Origin of the sequence: Mesorhizobium sp. M0664, assembly GCF_040320565.1 — a bacterium.
Taxonomy (GTDB): domain Bacteria; phylum Pseudomonadota; class Alphaproteobacteria; order Rhizobiales; family Rhizobiaceae; genus Mesorhizobium.
Map to the genome: position 1 here is coordinate 34,365 of NZ_JAMYPW010000027.1, position 16,834 is coordinate 51,198.

A 16,834-nucleotide genomic window follows, 5' to 3' on the forward strand; every position below is an offset into this window, starting at 1 on the left:
TTTGACAGGTGCCTTTGACGCGGGCGGGCGATCAGGCCGTTCTCAATATCCCGGGAATGCGGGCTCGAGCGGTCCGGCGGATGCAGCGATTTTCTGTTTGATGGCGACACTGGTGGAGGTGATGGCCTCGGAGATTTCGCCGCCATTGCTGTCGGTGCCGTAGACCATGCGCACGGCCTCGCGGTTGAGGGCTTCGGGCGAGCCGTCGAAGACGACCTTGCCGGCGGCCATGCCGATGATGCGGTTGCAGTAGGTGCGGGCCGTATCCAGCGTATGCAGATTTGTGATGACGGTGATGCCCTCGCGCAAATTGATGTCCTGCAGCGAATCCATCACCACCTTGGCGTTGAGCGGATCGAGCGAGGCAATCGGCTCATCCGCCAGCAACACCTTCGGCTGCTGCATCATGGCGCGCGCAATCGCAACGCGCTGCTGCTGGCCGCCGGAAAGCGTGCCGGCCGGCTGCAGGGCGGTGCGGGCGATGTCGAGGCGCTCGAGGGCTGCAACCGCCTCGGCGCATTCACCGCGGGAGAACATGCCAAATAGGTTGGACAGCGTCGAGCGGTGGTTGAGCCGGCCGAGCAGCACATTGGTCAGCACATCGAGGCGCGGCACGAGATTGAACTGCTGGAAGATCATGGCGCAGTCGCGCTGCCATCGCCGGAGCGGCGAGCCGCGCAACCCGGAGACCTCGACGCCGTTGAACAGGATGGATCCCTGGCTGGGATCGATGAGGCGGTTGATCATGCGCAGAAGCGTTGATTTGCCGGCGCCTGAACGGCCGATGATGCCGACCATCTGGCCCTGCGGAATCGCGATGTGAACATTGCTGACGGCGGTGTTCTTGCCGAACCGGCGGGTGACGCCGCGGATTTCGAGCGTAGCTGACATGGTGCAGGCTCCAGTCCAATCGCAATTGAAGGTCTGTTAACCCTGGCTAGCGCAGCCGCATGAACCTGCGGTGTCGGGACGATGTCAGTTTTGTTACTGCCCACAGCCTGGAGCGGGGCGGGATCAACTCGGCGCGAGAAGCTCGAATGGTGAATGGTGATAAGAACGGCTTCCCTGAGTCTCGAAACCTGTCCGCTGCCCCCATTCACATTCACCGTTCACCATTCACGATCCCTTAGCCGCCATATTTCTCCAGAAACGCCTCCGCCGACAGCTCCCGAAAATCGTCGAGCGCGGCGCGCAGCCTTGCATGATCCCAGTCCCACCAGGCGAGCGCCTGGTAGCGTTCCGCGGTGCGGCGGTCGAAGCGTTCGCGGATCGGCTTGGCCGGTACGCCGGCGACGATGGTGTAGGGCGCGACGTCCTTCGACACCACCGCACCGGCACCGACCGCCGCGCCATCGCCGACGATGACGCCGGGCAGGATGGTCGAGCCGTGGCCGAGCCAGGTGTCGTGGCCGATGGTGACGCGTTTGGCGCGGCGCTTGGCGAAGAATTCGCTCTCGTGCTCGGCGTCGTCCCAATAATCCGAGGCGCGATAGGTGAAATGGTGCAGCGTCGGCCGCCAGGTCGGATGGTTGGTAGCGTTGATGCGCACGCTTGCGGCGATGTTGGCGAATTTGCCGATCGTTGCGCACCAGACGCCGCAGTCCTGCATCATGTAGGAATAGTCGCCGAGCGTGCTTTCGGAAACCCGGCAGCGCTCGGTGATCTCGGTCCAGCGGCCAAGCGTCGAGTTCTCGACTTGCGCCGTCTCGTGGATCACCGGCGCCTCCGACAGTTTCCTTGTCATGCGGCAATTTTTCCGGCGGCGAAGGCGGTCACGTCGATGATACGGTCGGCCACCGCCTCACGCACGTCGTGGTCGTGGAAGATGCCGAGCAAAGCGACGCCCGCCGCCTTCTTGGCGGCGATCAGGGAAATCACCACGTCGCGGTTCCTGGCGTCGAGCGAAGCGGTCGGCTCGTCGAGCAGCAGGATCGGGTGCTCGGTGATGAAGCCGCGCGCGATGTTGACGCGCTGCTGTTCACCGCCGGAGAACGTCGCCGGCGGCAGCGCCCAGAGCTTTTCCGGCAGGTTGAGCTGCGCCAGCAAGGCACGTGCCTTGCCGTGCGCGACCTCGCGCTCCTCGCCGCGCTCGACCAGCGGTTCGGCCACGACATCGAGCGCAGAGACACGCGGCACGGTGCGCAGGAACTGGCTGACATAGCCGATGGTAAGCCGGCGCACGGCAAGCACGGTGCGCGGGCTGGCCGAGGCGAGATCGATGAGCCCGCCCTCGTGCTGGACGATGATCTGGCCTTCATCGGCGGCATAATTTCCGTAGAGCATTTTCAGGATCGAGCTCTTGCCGGCGCCGGACGGGCCGCCGAGCACGGCGCATTCGCCGGCCCTGATCGCGAACGAGACACCGGCGACCACCGGCAGTTTGATGCCGTCGCGCAGATGCATGGTGAAGCTCTTCGCGACATCGGAGACAACGAGCGGGGTTGCCATCAGAGCGTTCTCCAATCGTCATTCGTCTGCGGGCCAACACCCCCCTCTGGCCTGCCGGCCATCTCCCCCTCAGGGGGGGAGATTGGCTGTCGCATTCGGTTTCGCCATTCTCCTGTGTCGCAGAACGGGCGGGACATAAAAGCTGCTGATCTCCCCCCTTGAGGGGGAGATGGCCGGCAGGCCAGAGGGGGGTACGCCGGAGCAATCATCGTCACACCTGCAGAATCGAGGAGACAAGCAACTGGGTATAAGGCGCGCGCGGATCGTCGAGGACGCGGTCGGTGAGGCCGCTTTCGACGACGCGGCCGTCCTTCATCACCATCATGCGCTGCGACAGCAGACGTGCCACTGCAAGGTCGTGGGTGACGACGATGGCCGCCAGGCCGAGATCGGTGACCAGGCCGCGCAACAGATCGAGCAGGCGCGCCTGCACCGAGACGTCGAGGCCGCCGGTTGGCTCGTCCATGAACACCAGCCGCGGCCCGGTGACGAGGTTGCGGGCGATCTGCAGGCGCTGGCGCATGCCTCCGGAAAAGGCGCGCGGCTCGTCGTCGATGCGGTCTTCGTCGATCTCGACACGCGACAACCAGTCGACCGCGGTGGCGCGGATTTTTCCATAGTGGCGGTCGCCGACCGCCATCAGCCGCTCGCCGACATTGGCGCCGGCCGACACCGTCATGCGCAGCCCGTCGGCCGGGTTCTGATGGACAAAACCCCAATCGGTGCGCATCAGGAAGCGGCGCTCGGCCTCGCTCATGCGGTAAAGTTCGCGAAACTGGCCGCCGCGCATCCGGTAGCTGGCGGTGCCGGAGCTGGGCAGCAGTCGAGTTGACAGGCAGTTGAGCAAAGTCGTCTTGCCGGAACCGGATTCGCCGACCACCGCCAGCACTTCGCCCGACCAGAGGTCGAATGTGACGTTCTCGCAGCCGACGCGCGAGCCGTAGAATTTGGACAGCGCCGAAACGCGCAGCAGCGGTTCGTCTGTCATTGCGCCGGCTCCGTTTTTCCTGGGGCAAGATGGGTCTCGGGCGCGAGATGGCCGCAGTGGCCTTCCGCGCGCCGCCTCTCGCAATGATCGGTATCGGAGCAGACGAACATGTGGCCGCCATGGTCGTCGAGGATGACCTCGTCGAGATAGACGTTCTCGGCCGCGCACAGCGCGCAGGGCTGGTCGAAGGTCTGCACCTCGAACGGATGGTCCTCGAAATCGAGGCTGACCACATCGGTGAAGGGCGGCAGCGCGTAGATGCGCTTTTCGCGGCCGGCGCCGAACAATTGCAAAGCCGGCGAACGGTGCATCTTCGGATTGTCGAATTTCGGCGTCGGCGAGGGATCCATCACATAGCGGCCCTCAACCTTGACCGGGTAGGCGTAGGTGGTGGCGATGCGGCCATGCCTGGCGATGTCTTCGTAGAGTTTTACATGCATCAGACCGTATTCCTCCAGCGCATGCATCTTGCGCGTCTCCGTCTCGCGTGGTTCGAGGAAGCGCAGCGGTTCGGGGATGGGCACCTGATAGACCAGCACCTGGCCGGCACTCAGCGGATATTCGGGAATGCGGTGGCGCGTCTGGATGATGGTCGCCTTGGCCGTCTCGGTGGTGACGGCGACATTGGCGACCTTCTTGAAGAAGGCGCGGATCGAAACCGCATTGGTGGTGTCGTCGGCGCCCTGGTCGATGACCTTGAGCACATCGTCCGGGCCAATGATCGAAGCGGTGACCTGCACGCCGCCGGTGCCCCAGCCATAGGGCATCGGCATTTCGCGCGAGGCAAACGGCACCTGGTAGCCGGGGATGGCAATGCCCTTGAGGATGGCGCGGCGGATCATCCGCTTGGTCTGCTCGTCAAGATAGGCGAAGTTGTAGGTGGCGATGTCCGCTGGTTGTGCACTCATTCCGCTGCCTCCCTCTTTTCTTCGGCCTTGCCGGCATTTTCGCGGGCATCATGCTCGGCGCGCATGCGGCGCACGAGGTCGAGCTCGGCCTGGAAGTCGACATAATGCGGCAGCTTCAGATGCTCGACGAAGCCGGTCGCCTGGACATTGTCGGAATGCGAGATGACGAACTCCTCGTCCTGCGCTGCGGCGATGACATCCTCACCCAACTCCGAGGCGCGCAGCGCGCGGTCGCATAGCGCCATGGCCATGGCCTTGCGCTCGCTCTGGCCGAAGACGAGGCCATAGCCGCGGGTGAATTGCGGCGGCGCCTTGGCCGAGCCCTTGAACTGGTTGACCATCTGGCATTCGGTGACGCGGATGCTGCCGAGCGGCACGGCAAAGGGCAGTTCCGGCACGTCCAGTTCCAGTTCGACCTCGCCGATGCGAACCTCGCCGACGAAGGGATGGTTGCGCGCGTAGCCGCGCTGGGTGGAATAGCCGAGCGCCAGCAGAAACCCCTCGTCGCCGCGCGACAGCGCCTGCAGGCGGATGTCGCGCGCCATCGGGAATTCGAGCGGCTCGCGGGTGATGTCGCCGAGGGTATGATCCCCAGGCATGTCGCCGTCGGGCTCGATCAGGCCTTCGCGGGCGAGGATGGCCGAGACGCGCGGCATGGCTTCCGCCTCGCCTGCGCGCTGCTCCGGTTCGGCGACATCGCCGCCGGCGGCGAGCTCGGGATCGAGCAGGCGGTGGGTGTAGTCGAAAGTCGGGCCGAGCAGCTGGCCGCCGGGCAGGTCCTTGTAGGTCGCCGACACCCGTCGCTCGACCAGCATCGTGCCGGTGTCGATCGCCCTTGTGTAGCCGAAACGCGGCAGCGTCGTGCGATAGGCGCGAACCAGGAAGATCGCCTCGATCATGTCGCCGCGCGCCTGGACGATGGCGAGTGCCGCCAATTCCCGGTCGTAGAGCGAACCTTCGCTCATCACCCGGTCGACGCCGAGCGCCAGCTGCTCGACGATCTGGTCGAGGCGAAGTGCGGGCACCGAGCGGTCGCCGCGCCGGCGGTCGGCGAGCAGTTTGTGGGCGTTGCGAATGGCCGCTTCGCCACCCTTTACCGCGACATACATCCTATGCCTCCATCGTCTTGATGCGCGTCGTGCGCGGCAGGCAGGCAATTGCTTCGGACGTGGCGAGGATGATGTCGACGCCACGCGGAAAACGCTGGTTGTTCTGCTTCCATTGCTCGACGAAATGGCGCGGCATTTGCGCCGGCGCGATCGTCGCCGTCTTCTCGATGCCCGGGCCTTCGAGCAGCAGCGGAGCGCCGGAGACAAGATCGCTGACCTCGAGGATCAGCGTCGTGGAGCGATCGGGATAATCCTGGGTGCCTTGCGAAAACCCGTCGAGCGCCATCATCTCGGCCGGCGTGGCGATCAGCGCGAAATGCGCGTCGGCCGGGGTGTTGGCCAGCGGCGCGCCGGTATGAAAGCCAAGCCAGGATTTCACCGTCGCTGAAGCCTGCAAGGCGTGGTCGAGCCAGAGCGGCGTGTCGTTATCGCACAGCGCCAGCGCAACGGCCCCGGCGGTGGCCGACAGCGGCACCGGGGGGTGGGCGAGGGCCGGCAGCGGCTGCACACTGCCTGGCCGCGCCATCGCGTCCATCACGGCACGGAATACGGTCTGGGCATTGAATACCGGATCGGCGAAGCCGCCTTCAATGGATTGAGTGGCGATATCCATCAGTCTTCTCCGCGCACCATGGTGAAGAAATCGACCTTGGTCGCCGCCGTCTCGGCGCGGCGCTGTTCACGCGCCTTGGCCAGTGCCGCCTGCAATGGCGCAACGATCCTGATCTCGACCTCATTGCGGTGGGCCGGGTCCTGCCACAGCGCATCGGCGATCGCCGCCAGCCTTGCCTTCTGCTTGTCGCGACCAAGTGCGTAGCAGTGGCCGACATGGCCGGACGCAAGCCGCACCGTGGCACGGGTGACCGTCGCCTCGCCGACATTGAAAGGGGCACCACCGCCGCCGATGCGGCCGCGTACCGTAACCAGGCCGGTTTCGGGGCCACGCAGAAGTTCCGCTTCGCAAGGCAGGCCGGTTTCGTCCCACAGGCGGACGATGTCTTCGCCGGCCGATTGCGCCAGCGTCGCCATCACGGCCTTGCGCTCGGCCTGCTCTCGCGCTTCCCGTCCTCGCATGGCCGTACTCCTCGTTTGCGTGAATTTGTCTATTGATATAGACAACTATACAAATTATACTCGTTATCTAGCGCGTGTCCATGACGGGCACGTGACACCGGCCAAAAGATCGGCGCAAAGAATTGGGGCGGGAGATGATCGGACAAGCCAACCGCATCGAGCGGCGCAGCGGTGTCGCGCTGTGGCGGCAGATCGCCGACCAGATACTGCATTCGATCGCCGTCGGCGATTTTCCCGAGAATGCCGCGCTGCCGCCGGAGATCGCGTTGGCCGGACGCTATGGCGTCAACCGCCATACGGTGCGTAGCGCTATCGCAGCGCTGGTGCAGGAGGGCGTGCTCAGGGCGGAGCAGGGGCGCGGCACCTTCGTGCTGTCGCGCAAGCGGCTGTCTTATCCGATCGGCGCTCGCACCCGCTTTTCCGAGGGATTGCAAGGACAGGCGTCCGAGCGGCATATCACCTTACTCGCGTCATCGGTCGAGCCGGCCAACCGTCGTGTCGCAGAGGGCTTAGGCCTTGCGACGGGCGCCGATGTGATACGCCTGGAAACGCGCGGCGAAGCCGATGGAATGCCGGTGTCCCGCGCTGCCGGCTGGTTCGATGCCAAGCGCTTTGCCGGCATCGATGCCGCCATGGCGGAAACCGGTTCGATCACCGCATCGCTGGCACGTTTCGGCATCGACGACTATCTCAGGCAATCGACCGTGCTGTCGGCGCGCCATGCCGATGCCGCCGACCTTGCTGACCTCGAGCTGCAGCCCGGCGCCATCGTGCTAGTGACGGTCGCCGTCAACGTCACGCCCGACGGTCAGCCGATACAGTTTTCGGAGTCGCGCTTCCCGGCCGAGCGGATCGAGCTCAAATTGTCGGCGCTCTGAGATGCGGCAGCCCTGGCATCATCCGACTTGAATGACGGCCTTGATCAGGCCGGACTTCTCATGCGCCCAGCGGGCGAGGTCGTGCGGCGTCTCGCCAAGCGTGGTGCGGTGGGTGACCAGCTTTGCCAGCGGCAGCGCGCCGTTGCGGATCGAGGCGGCGACATGGTCGAAATCGGCACGCAGGGCGTTGCGGCTGCCGATCAGCATCATCTCGCGCTTGTGGAATTCGGGATCGGAAAAGGCGATGTCGTCCTTGACGACGCTGACCAGGACCAGCGCCCCGCCGTGCGCGACATGGGCGAAGGCCGACTGCACCGACCGGGTGTTGCCGGTGGCATCGAAAACCACGTCGAAGCCGTCGCCGCCGGTTGCTTCCCGCACCAGGTCGGCAGCAGCGCCCCGCGAGCCGTCGAGGGTCGCGAAGCCGAGTTCGCTTTCGGCGAAACCCAGCCTCTCCGCACTCATGTCGAGCAGCATCACGTCTAGCCCGGCGATGCGGGCGAACAGCGCCGTGCCGAGCCCGATCGGGCCTGCACCGATGACCAGTGTGCGCGCACCTGGATCAGCGAGCGAGCGCCGCACGGCATGGGCGCCGATCGCCAGGAATTCGACGGCGGCAGCATCGGCCAGCGACAGGCCGTGTGCCGGATAAAGATTTTGCGCCGGCACCAGGATCTGCTCGCACATGGCGCCGTCGCGGTGGACGCCGAGCACCTCGATCATGACACAGCAATTCGGCTTGCCTTGCCGGCAGGCGATGCATTTGCCGCAGGCGAGATAGGGATTGACGTTCACCGCTTCGCCGACGGCGAGATCGACGTCCTCGCCAACCTCGATCACGGTGCCAGAAACCTCGTGGCCCATGATGCGGGGATAGGCGAGGAACGGGTGCTTGCCTTCGAAGATGTGATAGTCGGTGCCGCAGATGCCGACATGGCTGACGGCGACCAGCGCCCAGCCGGCGGGGGGCGCGCCAGGCGCCGGACGATCTTCGAGGACAAGTTCGCCGGGCGAGCGGCAGACGACGGCTTTCATGCTTCAATCCAGTCGGTTCATGGCACCGCCGGCCCTGCTGTCGCGAGGCCGGCGGTTGTTGGGAGGCAGTCTATTTGCCGCGGCGGCGCAGCCCGTCGAAATAGACGATGACGATGATCAGCACGCCGGTGATGATGCGCTGCCAGAAGGCGTTGACGTTGAGCAGATTGGCGCCGTTGTTGATGGTGGCAAGGATGAAGGCGCCGAGCAGCGGTCCGTGCACGGAGCCGACAGCGCCGAACAGCGAGGTGCCGCCGATCACCGAGGAGGCGATCGCCTGCAATTCCCAGCCCTCGGCCTGCGTCGGATTGCCGATGCCGATGCGCGAGGCAAGCAGCACGCCGACGAAGGCCGCACACAGCCCCGACAGCGTGTAGGCCATGTAGATGGTGCGCTGGACGTTGACGCCTGACAGGCGCGACGCCTCGGCGTTGGAGCCGACCGAGAACAGATAGCGGCCCCAGCGGCTGTGGTGCAGGAAGATGTAGGCTGGGATGCCGACCAGGATCACCATCCAGAACAGATTGGGGACGCCGGCGAAGGAACTGCGCGAGAACGTCTGGAAGGCGTCGTTGTTGATCGAGATCGAGTTGCCATTGGTCATCAACAGACCGATGCCGCGCAGCGAGGTCAGCGTTGCCAGGGTGATGATGAAGGGCGGCAGGCCCATCTTGACGATGCCGAACCCATGGAACATGCCGATGGCGACGCCGACCAGTAAGGTGATCAGGATGGCGAGGAAAACCGGTGTGCCGGCGTTGATCAGCATCGCGACGATGACGGTGGCGAAGCCGACCACGGCGCCGACGGAAAGGTCGATGCCGCCGGTGATGATGACGAAGGTCTGGCCGACCGCCAGGATGGCGATCATCGACCCTTGCCGCAACAGGTTGGAGATGTTGTTGGCGGAGGCGAAGCTCGGCGTCGCCACCGACAGGATGATCCATAAAAGAACCAGCAGCGCCAGCAGTGTCAGCCCGAACAGGGCGTTGTAGTTGCGTTTCGGCCTTTCGGCAGCGATCGCCTCGGTGCTCATATCTTCCCTCCCGGTCTTTCTTGTTTCTCGGCCAGCGCCTGGGTGAGGATCTCCTCGTGATCAGCGGTACGAAAGCCGTGCGTGGCCACCAGCTTGCCGCGCCGGAACACGTGCAGCGTGTCCGCGAGTTCATAGACCTCGGGCAGGTAGGACGAGATCAGGATGATGCCGGCTCCCTTGGACAACAGCGCGCCGAACAGGCGGTAGATCTCGGCCTTGGTGCTGACGTCGACGCCGACAGTCGGCTCGTCGAAGATGAATAGCTTGGCGCCATGGGCGAGCCATTTGCCGATGACGATCTTCTGCTGGTTACCGCCGGACAGGCTGGAGGCCAGCGCGCCGCGCGTCGGCGTCTTGATGCGCAGGTCGGCGATCTGGCGATCGGCTTGCGCCTTTTCCTGCGCGCGGGAGATCAGCAGATTGCTCGAGATGCGCTTGTAGATCGGCAGATTGAGGTTGAGTCCGACCGGCAGGTTGAGGCAGAGGCCCTGGTCGCGGCGGCTTTCCGGGGCCAGCGCCATGCCGAGCCTGATCGCGTCATGTTCGGAATTGACCTTGACCTCCTTGCCCTCCCAGAGGATCTGGCCGGCCGATTTGCGGTGCCGGCCATAGAGCGTGGTGACGAACTCGCTGCGCCCGGCGCCGATCAGGCCGTAGAGGCCGACGATCTCGCCGGCGCGGACGGACATCGAGACATTTTCGAAACCCTTGCCGGACAGGTTCCTGGTTTCGACGATGGTCGCGCCGGGGGTGAAATGCTCCTTGTGGTAGACCTGCTCGATCGAGCGGTTGATCATCATCTTGACCAACTCGGCGTCATTGGTCTCGGCAATGTCCCTGGTGCCGACCAGCGTGCCGTCGCGCAGCACCGAGACGCGGTCGGCGAGCTCGAACACTTCTTCCATGCGATGGCTGATGTAGATGATGGTGACGCCTTCGCCCTTCAGCCGGCGGATCAGCGTGAACAGCTGGTCGGCCTCCTTGCGGGTAAGATAGGCGGTCGGCTCGTCGAAGATCAGGAATGTGGTGCCGCGCACTGTGGCGCGGGCGGCGGCGATCAGCTGCTGCTGGCCGATGGTCAGGTCACCCAGCATGACATGGGCCGGCAGGTCGAAGCCGAGATCGTCGATGATCTTCTGCGCCTGCCTGACCATCGCCCGCTGCTGCAGGATGCCGAAGCGGGAATCCTCCTCGCCGAGGAACATGTTGGCGGCGACGGTGAGATGGCGGCACAGGACGACTTCCTGATGCACGGCATTGATGCCGAGCGCCATCGCCTCATGCGGCGTTGCCAATGCGGCAGGCTTGCCCTCCCAGATGACGTCGCCGGAGGTGCGCGGCATGACGCCGGTCAGAAGCTTGATCAGGGTGGATTTGCCGGCGCCGTTCTCGCCGACGATGGCGTGGATCTCGCCGGCCTTGAAGGCGAGATCGACCGGCTTCAGCGCATGGGTGCCGGGATAGCGCTTTTCCAGCCCGCGGAGTTCGAGGATGGTCCTGCCCGGTTCCAGCGTTGGGGCCGGATGGAGTTCCTGCGCCGTCGACATCATGACAATCCTCCCAGATTGGCCCCCAAAGATTGGCCTCGCGATTGGCACGAGTGGGATGTTTCCGGGGCGAAAAGGCCCCGGAAACAGTTCACTTGCGGCTATGCTCAGTCGAGCTTCGGGTTGAGCAGCGCGTCGATCTTCGGATCCTTCATGTTGGCCTTGGTGACCAAATTGGCGCCCGTGTCGACATTGGCCTCGACCTTCTCGCCCTTCGAGGCGGCAAGCGCCGTCTTGATGCCGTCATAGCCCATCCGGTACGGATCCTGGACGACGAGCGCCGAAATGACGCCGTCATTGAGGAACTTGATCAGCTTCTCGTCGCTGTCGAAGCCGACCAGCCCGACCTTGCCTGAGAGGCTGTTCTCGGCGATCGCCTGACCGACGCCCTGCGCCATGATCAGGTTGGAGGCGAAGATGCCCTTGAGATTGGGGTTGGCGGTGATCAGGTCGGTGGCAATGTTGAGGCCGGTGGTGGCCTGGCCGTCGGCGTATTTGTCGGCGACCAGCTTGAGGCCGGGATATTTGGCGGCGAGCTGTTCCTTGAAACCCTGGGCGCGCTGTTCGAGCGAGCCGGCGCCCGGAAGCGCGGTGATCAGGGCGACGTCGCCCTCGACCTTGCCGCCATTGGCTTCGCCGATGGCTGCGGCAAGGCCGTCAGCGGCAACGCGGCCGCCCTGGATGTTGTCGGTGGTCAGGAACGACGTGAAGGCCTTGGAGTCGGCACCGGAGTCGATACCGATGATCTTGACCTTGGTGGCGGCCTCGTCGATCGGCTTGCCGAGCGCCTTGGCTTCGGTCGGCGCGATGACGACGGCGGCCGGGTTGCCGGCGACGGCATTTTCGAGGATCGAGATCTGGCCGTTGACGTCGGTCTCTGCCTGGGCGCCGAGTTCCGGCACGTTGACGCCGAGGTCCTTGCCAGCCTTGCGGGCACCGGCCAGAACGATCTGCCAGTAGAAGGACGTGGTGTCCTTGACGATGATCGGAATGGTCACGTCGGCCGCGGATGCCGGGGCCGAATGCATCACGCCGGCAAGCATCGAGGCGGCTGCGAGTGCCACGAAGGCGCGGCGATTGAGAATGCTGGTCACGAATTTCATTAGGAGTCCTCCCTAAGTCGCCCGGTGAATGTTACGGAAGCTCCATTCGGATGGCGCGGCCCAAACGGAACTTTATCAATAAAAAACATTTACCGCATTTTGATAGTGTATCATCTCGGTCGGCGCAAGCGCTGTTTGATGGCCGCTTCGAATGGCTGGACGGAAGAGTTTTTTCTGTCGGAACTCCGCTGCCAATCTCCTCCAATATGCTGCATGGAATATTAATTCCATCATCCAGTCAATATGGAATGTTCATTCTTTTTCGGGAGCGTTGGAACTGTGACACCTGGCGATCACGTCAGGTGTTCGCGACTGTTGCGCATGGTCCGGCTTAGAGCGTCGCTCCGAGGTGCCACGGCACGAACTCGTTGTCGCCGTAGCCGAACTCTTCGCTCTTGGTCTTGCGGCCCGAAGCCGTCTCGACGATCAGTTCGAAGATCTCGCGGCCCATGCCGGCGATGGTCTTTTCGCCCGAGGCGATGACGCCGCAATTCACGTCCATGTCCTCTTCCATCGTGTGATACATGGTCGAGTTGCTGGCGACCTTGATCGACGGCGTCGGCCGGCAGCCGAAGCAGGAGCCGCGGCCTGTGGTGAAGACGATGACGTTGGCGCCGCCCGCCACCTGGCCGGTGGCCGAGACCGGGTCGTAGCCGGGCGTGTCCATGAACACCAGCCCGTGCCCGGTGACCTTTTCGGCATAGCCGAAGACGCCGTTGAGCGGCGTCTGGCCGCCCTTGGCGACCGCGCCGAGCGACTTTTCCAGGATGGTGGTCAGGCCGCCGCGCTTGTTACCCGGTGAGGGATTGTTGTCGATCGATGCGCCATGCTTGGCGACGTGGTCTTCCCACCATTTCACATAACCGTCGAGCTTGGCGGCGATCTCGGGGGTTGCGGCGCGATAGGCGAGCAGGTGCTCGGCGCCATAGATCTCCGTCGTCTCGGAAAGGATGCCGATGCCGCCGACGCCGGCCAGGATGTCGACCGCGGCACCCAGCGCCGGATTGGCGGTGATGCCGGACATGCCGTCGGAGCCGCCGCATTGCAGGCCGACGACGATCTCGCTGACCGGGATCGGCTCACGCTGAAGCTTGCCGACCTCCTCGGCGATCTCGGCCAGCACGATCAACGCCTTCTCGACCGATTTGCGCGAGCCGCCGGCTTCCTGGATGTTGAAATGACGTTTTCCCGCGGCAACGCCCTTCTGGCCGTAGAGGGTGAGCTGGTTGACCTCGCAGCCGAGCCCGACCATCAGCACGCCGCCGAAATTCGGGTGACGGGCGTAGCCGGCCAGCGTGCGGTGTAGCACCATCATGCCGTCGCCGGTGGCGCTCATGCCGCAGCCCTGGCCGTGGACGATCGGGACGAAGCCGTCGATGCCGGGATATTGCGGCAGAAGGGTGCGGTTCGCGGCGTCGGCGATGGCATGGCAGACGGTGGCCGAGCAATTGACGCTGGCGAGAATGCCGACGAAGTTGCGCGTGCCGGCGCGGCCGTCGGCGCGGCGGTAGCCCATGAAGGTGCGGGCGCGGTCGGCCTCGGTCGCATGCACTGCCTCGCTCGGCGGCACCACCGGCAAACGCCCGCTTTCGAAGACCAGATTGTGCGAATGGACATGCTCGCCGGGCGCGATGTTTTGCGTGGCGCGGCCGATCGCCTGGGCGTATTTGACCACGGCCTCGCCGGCCGCAATCGGCTTGATCGCCACTTTGTGGCCCGGCTCGATCACTGCGGCGGCGACGGCGCCGCCCGGCAGCACGGTGCCGATCTCGATGCGGCCATTGGCGACCGCGACATTGTCGGCGGGAGACAGAAGAATGCTGTTTGCGGCGTTCACGGGAGCTTCCTGGGTGTGTTCCTGGGTGCGCGAGCGGATTGACACGCGGCTCTTAACATATAATGTCTTTTATCGTGAAAAAACATTTTTGCGTCAATTGTTTTTTCGCCAGAGCGCGACGCGTCTTTTGGATGCGAGAAGTAGGCTCTACAACCAAAACTAGCGTTGCGCATGATGTTTTCCGAAAAGGTACCGGTTTCATGCGCGAGAAACGCTTCACACTGGCCGCAAACGCCGATGCGCCACGGGGCAGGGGATGTCGAAGAGCAACAACGTTTACAAGGACGCCTATAATCGCGGTCTGAGGCTGCTCGACGAAACCAGGAGCCTGCCTTCGGAGCCGGAGCTGGGTACGCTGCTCGGCGTCAGCCGCACGACGGTCCGCACTATCCTTGCGCGCATGGAAGAAACCGGGCTGATCGATTGGAACAAGCGCAGCAAGACGGTCCTGCGCGAACCGCGACCGGACGATTTCTTCCCCGAGGAAGAAACCGACACGCTGGCCGAGATCATCGAGCGCTCCTTCATGCGGCGGCTGCTTGCCAGCGGTGCCGAAGCCGGCATGCAGATCAACGAGCTCGAACTGGCGCGTGAGATCGGCGTCGGCACCACCAGCGTGCGCGAATTCCTGATCCGCTTCTCGCGCTTTGGGCTGATCGAGAAGCGCCGCAACAGTCACTGGGTGCTGAAAGGCTTTACCCGCGCCTTCGCGCTGGAGTTGACCGAAATCCGCGAGATGTTCGAACTGCGCTCGGCCGCAGCCTTTGCCGCTCTGCCCGAGGACAGCCCGGTGTGGGCCGACCTCGACCGCCTGGAAGACGAGCATCACCGGCTGGAGCGCGAGATCGCCGTGCGCTTCAACGAATTCTCCGAGCTTGACGAGCGCTTTCACCGGCTGATCCATCGGGCGTCGCACAACCGCTTCATCGTCGATTTCTACGACGTCATCGCCATGATCTTCCACTACCACTACCAGTGGAACAAGGCGCAGGAGCGCGAGCGCAACGAAGTCGCGGTCCAGGAGCATCTCGCCTATATCGCCGCGCTCAAATCGCGCGATCTCGCCAAGGTCGACGCCGCCTGCCGCAAGCACCTGAAATCGGCCCGCCACACGCTGCTGACGTCGATTCCCGAGGGCAGGCAGCCGCAACGCGCGTGATTGTGTTGCGTTGCCGCAGCAACGTTTTGGCGATTTTCCGGCCGCCGGCTCCGTGCTAGAGAGCTGACGTTGCTGCGTGAAGAGGCTGGTTCTTGACCATACGCCGGAGACGATGGAGCATGCCGGTCGCGTTCGCCGCGGCCTGGCTTTTCATGCTCCAGTCGATGTTCGGCGCGTTTGCGTCCGGCGTCGCGCCGAACGCCTCGCAATTCGATGCTTTCGGCAACACGATCTGCACCCATGACGGTGCGGCGCAACTCCCCGCCGGCGATCCGCATCAGCAGCACATGCCGGCTTGCTGCATGCTTGGCTGCAACCTCGTTTCGGCGGTCTACGCGCCACCCGATGCCGCCGGGAGCCTGGCTCGCAGCCTTTCCGTCGAAACCATCGCCTTTATCCTGCCGGCCTTCCGGCATCGCGATTTCGCCCGCGCCCGCACTCCATCCAATCCGCGTGCACCACCGGCGACGGCCTGATCCGTTCTGGTTCGCGCCGCGCAACGCTTTGCCGGCGCGTTTATTGACATCGTTCGCGACCGGCCATCGGCGCGATCCTCCTTAAAGTCCACGGAGCAATCATGTCTCACTCTTTTCGCGCTGCCGCATCCAGCCGCAGGCGCTTCGCACTGGGTCGTTTCGAGCAGCGTCTCGGCATCGCCCTTTGCGTTCTTGCCGTCCTGTTCGCCAGCGCCCAGACGGTGTTGGCACACGAGTTCAAGCTTGGCGATCTCGAGATCGGGCACCCCTGGTCGCGCGCCACGCCAGCCGGCGCCAAGGTGGCCGGCGGCTACTTCACCATCACCAACACCGGCAGTGCGGCGGATCGCCTGCTGTCGATCACCTCCGACATTTCGGCCAAGGCCGAACTGCACGAGATGGGCGTCAGCAATGGCGTCATGACCATGCGGCCGGTCACCGGCGGCCTCGAAATCCCGGCTGGCGGCAAGGTCGCGCTGGCGCCTAACGGCTATCATTTGATGTTCATGGATTTGAAGCGGCAGCCCAAGGAGGGCGAAACGTTCTCCGCCACGCTGACCTTCGAAAAAGCCGGGCCCCTGCAGATTGAATTCGCCGTGCAAGGCATCGGCAGCGCGGCGCCCCAGGACGACGACTGACTTGGCCGCTTCGAGAGGTAGCATCATGAAGAAATCTCTTTTGCCCGGCTGCGTGCTTCTTGTCCTCGGGACCAGCGCGGCCTTTGCCCACATCACGCTCGAAACGCCGGAGGCGGCGGTGGGCTCGACCTACAAGGCGGTTCTTCGGGTGCCGCATGGTTGCGAGGGCAAGGCGACGACCGCCGTGCGCGTGCAGATCCCGGAAGGGGTGCTTTCGGTCAAACCGATGCCGAAGCCGGGTTGGACACTGCAGGTCAAGAACGGCAAATACGAAAAGTCCTACCAGCTCTACGGCCAGGCAGTGACCAGCGGCGTCAAGGAGGTCGACTGGAGCGCCGGCAGCCTGCCGGACGAATTCTACGACGAATTCGTCTTTCGCGCGACACTGGCGTCCGACCTGCCGGCAGGCCAGATGCTGCATTTCCCGGTGGTGCAGGAATGTGACGGCATTGCAGATCGCTGGATCGAGGTTCCGGCGGCCGGGCAGGCTGAGGACGCGCTGGAATTTCCGGCGCCCGGCCTCAAGCTGCTGCCGAAGAAGTGATCCTTACGCGGCGCGCTCTATCCGAAAGAGCGCGCCGCTGTCTTTGTGGCGGTG

18 protein-coding genes are annotated in these 16,834 nt (G+C 64.3%); 5 read left to right on the forward strand and 13 right to left on the reverse strand.

Annotated features, from left to right (window positions below; all coding sequences use genetic code 11):
* Positions 1–42: 42 nt before the first annotated feature.
* The 8 genes from phnC to phnG form a co-directional block, all read right to left on the reverse strand.
* Positions 43–891 carry a phosphonate ABC transporter ATP-binding protein gene (phnC, locus tag NKI39_RS21915; protein ID WP_352613127.1) on the reverse strand — a complete coding sequence of 283 codons (849 nt, stop codon included), beginning with the start codon at positions 889–891 and terminating at the stop codon, positions 43–45.
* A 235-nt stretch (positions 892–1,126) separates the two neighbouring features.
* Positions 1,127–1,744 (reverse strand): DapH/DapD/GlmU-related protein, encoded by a 618-nt coding sequence (locus NKI39_RS21920; protein ID WP_352823326.1) that lies wholly within the window; start codon positions 1,742–1,744, stop codon positions 1,127–1,129.
* On the reverse strand, positions 1,741–2,448 hold the full coding sequence (gene phnL / locus NKI39_RS21925) for a phosphonate C-P lyase system protein PhnL (RefSeq protein ID WP_352539450.1): 708 nt from the start codon (positions 2,446–2,448) through the stop codon (positions 1,741–1,743). Before phnL ends, NKI39_RS21920 begins: the two co-directional genes overlap by 4 nt.
* Before the next feature lie 211 nt (positions 2,449–2,659).
* Complete coding sequence (gene phnK / locus NKI39_RS21930; RefSeq protein ID WP_352818408.1) at positions 2,660–3,436, reverse strand: phosphonate C-P lyase system protein PhnK; 777 nt, start codon at positions 3,434–3,436, stop codon at positions 2,660–2,662.
* Positions 3,433–4,344 (reverse strand): alpha-D-ribose 1-methylphosphonate 5-phosphate C-P-lyase PhnJ, encoded by a 912-nt coding sequence (locus tag NKI39_RS21935; RefSeq protein WP_352834312.1) that lies wholly within the window; start codon positions 4,342–4,344, stop codon positions 3,433–3,435. The genes phnK and NKI39_RS21935 overlap by 4 nt, the downstream gene beginning before the upstream one ends.
* Positions 4,341–5,453: a carbon-phosphorus lyase complex subunit gene (locus NKI39_RS21940; protein ID WP_352818401.1), complete on the reverse strand. Its 1,113-nt coding sequence runs from the start codon at positions 5,451–5,453 to the stop codon at positions 4,341–4,343. Before NKI39_RS21940 ends, NKI39_RS21935 begins: the two co-directional genes overlap by 4 nt.
* A 1-nt stretch (position 5,454) precedes the next feature.
* Positions 5,455–6,066 (reverse strand): phosphonate C-P lyase system protein PhnH, encoded by a 612-nt coding sequence (phnH, locus tag NKI39_RS21945; RefSeq protein ID WP_352502612.1) that lies wholly within the window; start codon positions 6,064–6,066, stop codon positions 5,455–5,457.
* Positions 6,066–6,527, reverse strand: coding sequence for a phosphonate C-P lyase system protein PhnG (phnG, locus tag NKI39_RS21950; RefSeq protein ID WP_352539446.1), 462 nt, complete (start codon positions 6,525–6,527; stop codon positions 6,066–6,068). The genes phnH and phnG overlap by 1 nt, the downstream gene beginning before the upstream one ends.
* Positions 6,528–6,661: 134 nt before the next feature.
* Between phnG and phnF the strand changes: the two genes are divergently transcribed.
* A complete protein-coding gene (phnF, locus tag NKI39_RS21955) occupies positions 6,662–7,405 on the forward strand; it encodes a phosphonate metabolism transcriptional regulator PhnF (RefSeq protein ID WP_352834316.1) in 744 nt (247 codons plus the stop codon).
* A gap of 18 nt (positions 7,406–7,423) precedes the next feature.
* On the opposite strand, the gene NKI39_RS21960 is transcribed toward phnF, so the two are convergent.
* The 5 genes from NKI39_RS21960 to NKI39_RS21980 all read right to left on the reverse strand — a co-directional run bounded on the left by NKI39_RS21960 (position 7,424) and on the right by NKI39_RS21980 (position 13,963).
* Entirely contained in the window at positions 7,424–8,440 is a 1,017-nt protein-coding gene (locus NKI39_RS21960) for a zinc-binding alcohol dehydrogenase family protein (RefSeq protein WP_352834317.1), read from the reverse strand.
* Positions 8,441–8,510: 70 nt separating this feature from the next.
* Positions 8,511–9,476 (reverse strand): ABC transporter permease, encoded by a 966-nt coding sequence (locus tag NKI39_RS21965; RefSeq protein ID WP_352448376.1) that lies wholly within the window; start codon positions 9,474–9,476, stop codon positions 8,511–8,513.
* Positions 9,473–11,026: a sugar ABC transporter ATP-binding protein gene (locus NKI39_RS21970; protein WP_352834319.1), complete on the reverse strand. Its 1,554-nt coding sequence runs from the start codon at positions 11,024–11,026 to the stop codon at positions 9,473–9,475. The genes NKI39_RS21965 and NKI39_RS21970 overlap by 4 nt, the downstream gene beginning before the upstream one ends.
* Positions 11,027–11,130: 104 nt before the next feature.
* Complete coding sequence (locus tag NKI39_RS21975) at positions 11,131–12,126, reverse strand: ABC transporter substrate-binding protein (protein WP_352491760.1); 996 nt, start codon at positions 12,124–12,126, stop codon at positions 11,131–11,133.
* Positions 12,127–12,457: 331 nt separating this feature from the next.
* On the reverse strand, positions 12,458–13,963 hold the full coding sequence (locus NKI39_RS21980) for a UxaA family hydrolase (protein ID WP_352743024.1): 1,506 nt from the start codon (positions 13,961–13,963) through the stop codon (positions 12,458–12,460).
* A gap of 256 nt (positions 13,964–14,219) precedes the next feature.
* Between NKI39_RS21980 and NKI39_RS21985 the strand changes: the two genes are divergently transcribed.
* The 4 genes from NKI39_RS21985 to NKI39_RS22000 all read left to right on the forward strand — a co-directional run bounded on the left by NKI39_RS21985 (position 14,220) and on the right by NKI39_RS22000 (position 16,780).
* Positions 14,220–15,122, forward strand: coding sequence for a GntR family transcriptional regulator (locus NKI39_RS21985; protein WP_352448373.1), 903 nt, complete (start codon positions 14,220–14,222; stop codon positions 15,120–15,122).
* A gap of 119 nt (positions 15,123–15,241) precedes the next feature.
* The gene (locus NKI39_RS21990) at positions 15,242–15,598 is read left to right on the forward strand and encodes a DUF2946 family protein (RefSeq protein ID WP_352766986.1); all 357 of its coding nucleotides are present in this window, start codon (positions 15,242–15,244) and stop codon (positions 15,596–15,598) included.
* A 101-nt stretch (positions 15,599–15,699) separates the two neighbouring features.
* Positions 15,700–16,236 (forward strand): copper chaperone PCu(A)C, encoded by a 537-nt coding sequence (locus NKI39_RS21995; protein ID WP_352834322.1) that lies wholly within the window; start codon positions 15,700–15,702, stop codon positions 16,234–16,236.
* A gap of 25 nt (positions 16,237–16,261) precedes the next feature.
* Positions 16,262–16,780, forward strand: coding sequence for a YcnI family copper-binding membrane protein (locus NKI39_RS22000; protein ID WP_352834325.1), 519 nt, complete (start codon positions 16,262–16,264; stop codon positions 16,778–16,780).
* Positions 16,781–16,834 lie beyond the last annotated feature (54 nt).

Coding starts and splice junctions, on each gene's coding strand:
- NKI39_RS21995 (WP_352834322.1), top strand. CDS start 15,700: ATGTCTCACTCTTTTCGCGCTGCCGCATCCAGCCGCAGGCGCTTCGCA.
- NKI39_RS21965 (WP_352448376.1), bottom strand. CDS start 9,476: ATGAGCACCGAGGCGATCGCTGCCGAAAGGCCGAAACGCAACTACAAC.
- phnK (WP_352818408.1), bottom strand. CDS start 3,436: ATGACAGACGAACCGCTGCTGCGCGTTTCGGCGCTGTCCAAATTCTAC.
- NKI39_RS22000 (WP_352834325.1), top strand. CDS start 16,262: ATGAAGAAATCTCTTTTGCCCGGCTGCGTGCTTCTTGTCCTCGGGACC.
- NKI39_RS21985 (WP_352448373.1), top strand. CDS start 14,220: ATGTCGAAGAGCAACAACGTTTACAAGGACGCCTATAATCGCGGTCTG.
- phnH (WP_352502612.1), bottom strand. CDS start 6,066: ATGGATATCGCCACTCAATCCATTGAAGGCGGCTTCGCCGATCCGGTA.
- NKI39_RS21935 (WP_352834312.1), bottom strand. CDS start 4,344: ATGAGTGCACAACCAGCGGACATCGCCACCTACAACTTCGCCTATCTT.
- phnF (WP_352834316.1), top strand. CDS start 6,662: ATGATCGGACAAGCCAACCGCATCGAGCGGCGCAGCGGTGTCGCGCTG.
- NKI39_RS21960 (WP_352834317.1), bottom strand. CDS start 8,440: ATGAAAGCCGTCGTCTGCCGCTCGCCCGGCGAACTTGTCCTCGAAGAT.
- NKI39_RS21975 (WP_352491760.1), bottom strand. CDS start 12,126: ATGAAATTCGTGACCAGCATTCTCAATCGCCGCGCCTTCGTGGCACTC.
- NKI39_RS21940 (WP_352818401.1), bottom strand. CDS start 5,453: ATGTATGTCGCGGTAAAGGGTGGCGAAGCGGCCATTCGCAACGCCCAC.
- phnG (WP_352539446.1), bottom strand. CDS start 6,527: ATGCGAGGACGGGAAGCGCGAGAGCAGGCCGAGCGCAAGGCCGTGATG.
- NKI39_RS21970 (WP_352834319.1), bottom strand. CDS start 11,026: ATGATGTCGACGGCGCAGGAACTCCATCCGGCCCCAACGCTGGAACCG.
- phnC (WP_352613127.1), bottom strand. CDS start 891: ATGTCAGCTACGCTCGAAATCCGCGGCGTCACCCGCCGGTTCGGCAAG.
- NKI39_RS21920 (WP_352823326.1), bottom strand. CDS start 1,744: ATGACAAGGAAACTGTCGGAGGCGCCGGTGATCCACGAGACGGCGCAA.
- phnL (WP_352539450.1), bottom strand. CDS start 2,448: ATGGCAACCCCGCTCGTTGTCTCCGATGTCGCGAAGAGCTTCACCATG.
- NKI39_RS21990 (WP_352766986.1), top strand. CDS start 15,242: ATGCCGGTCGCGTTCGCCGCGGCCTGGCTTTTCATGCTCCAGTCGATG.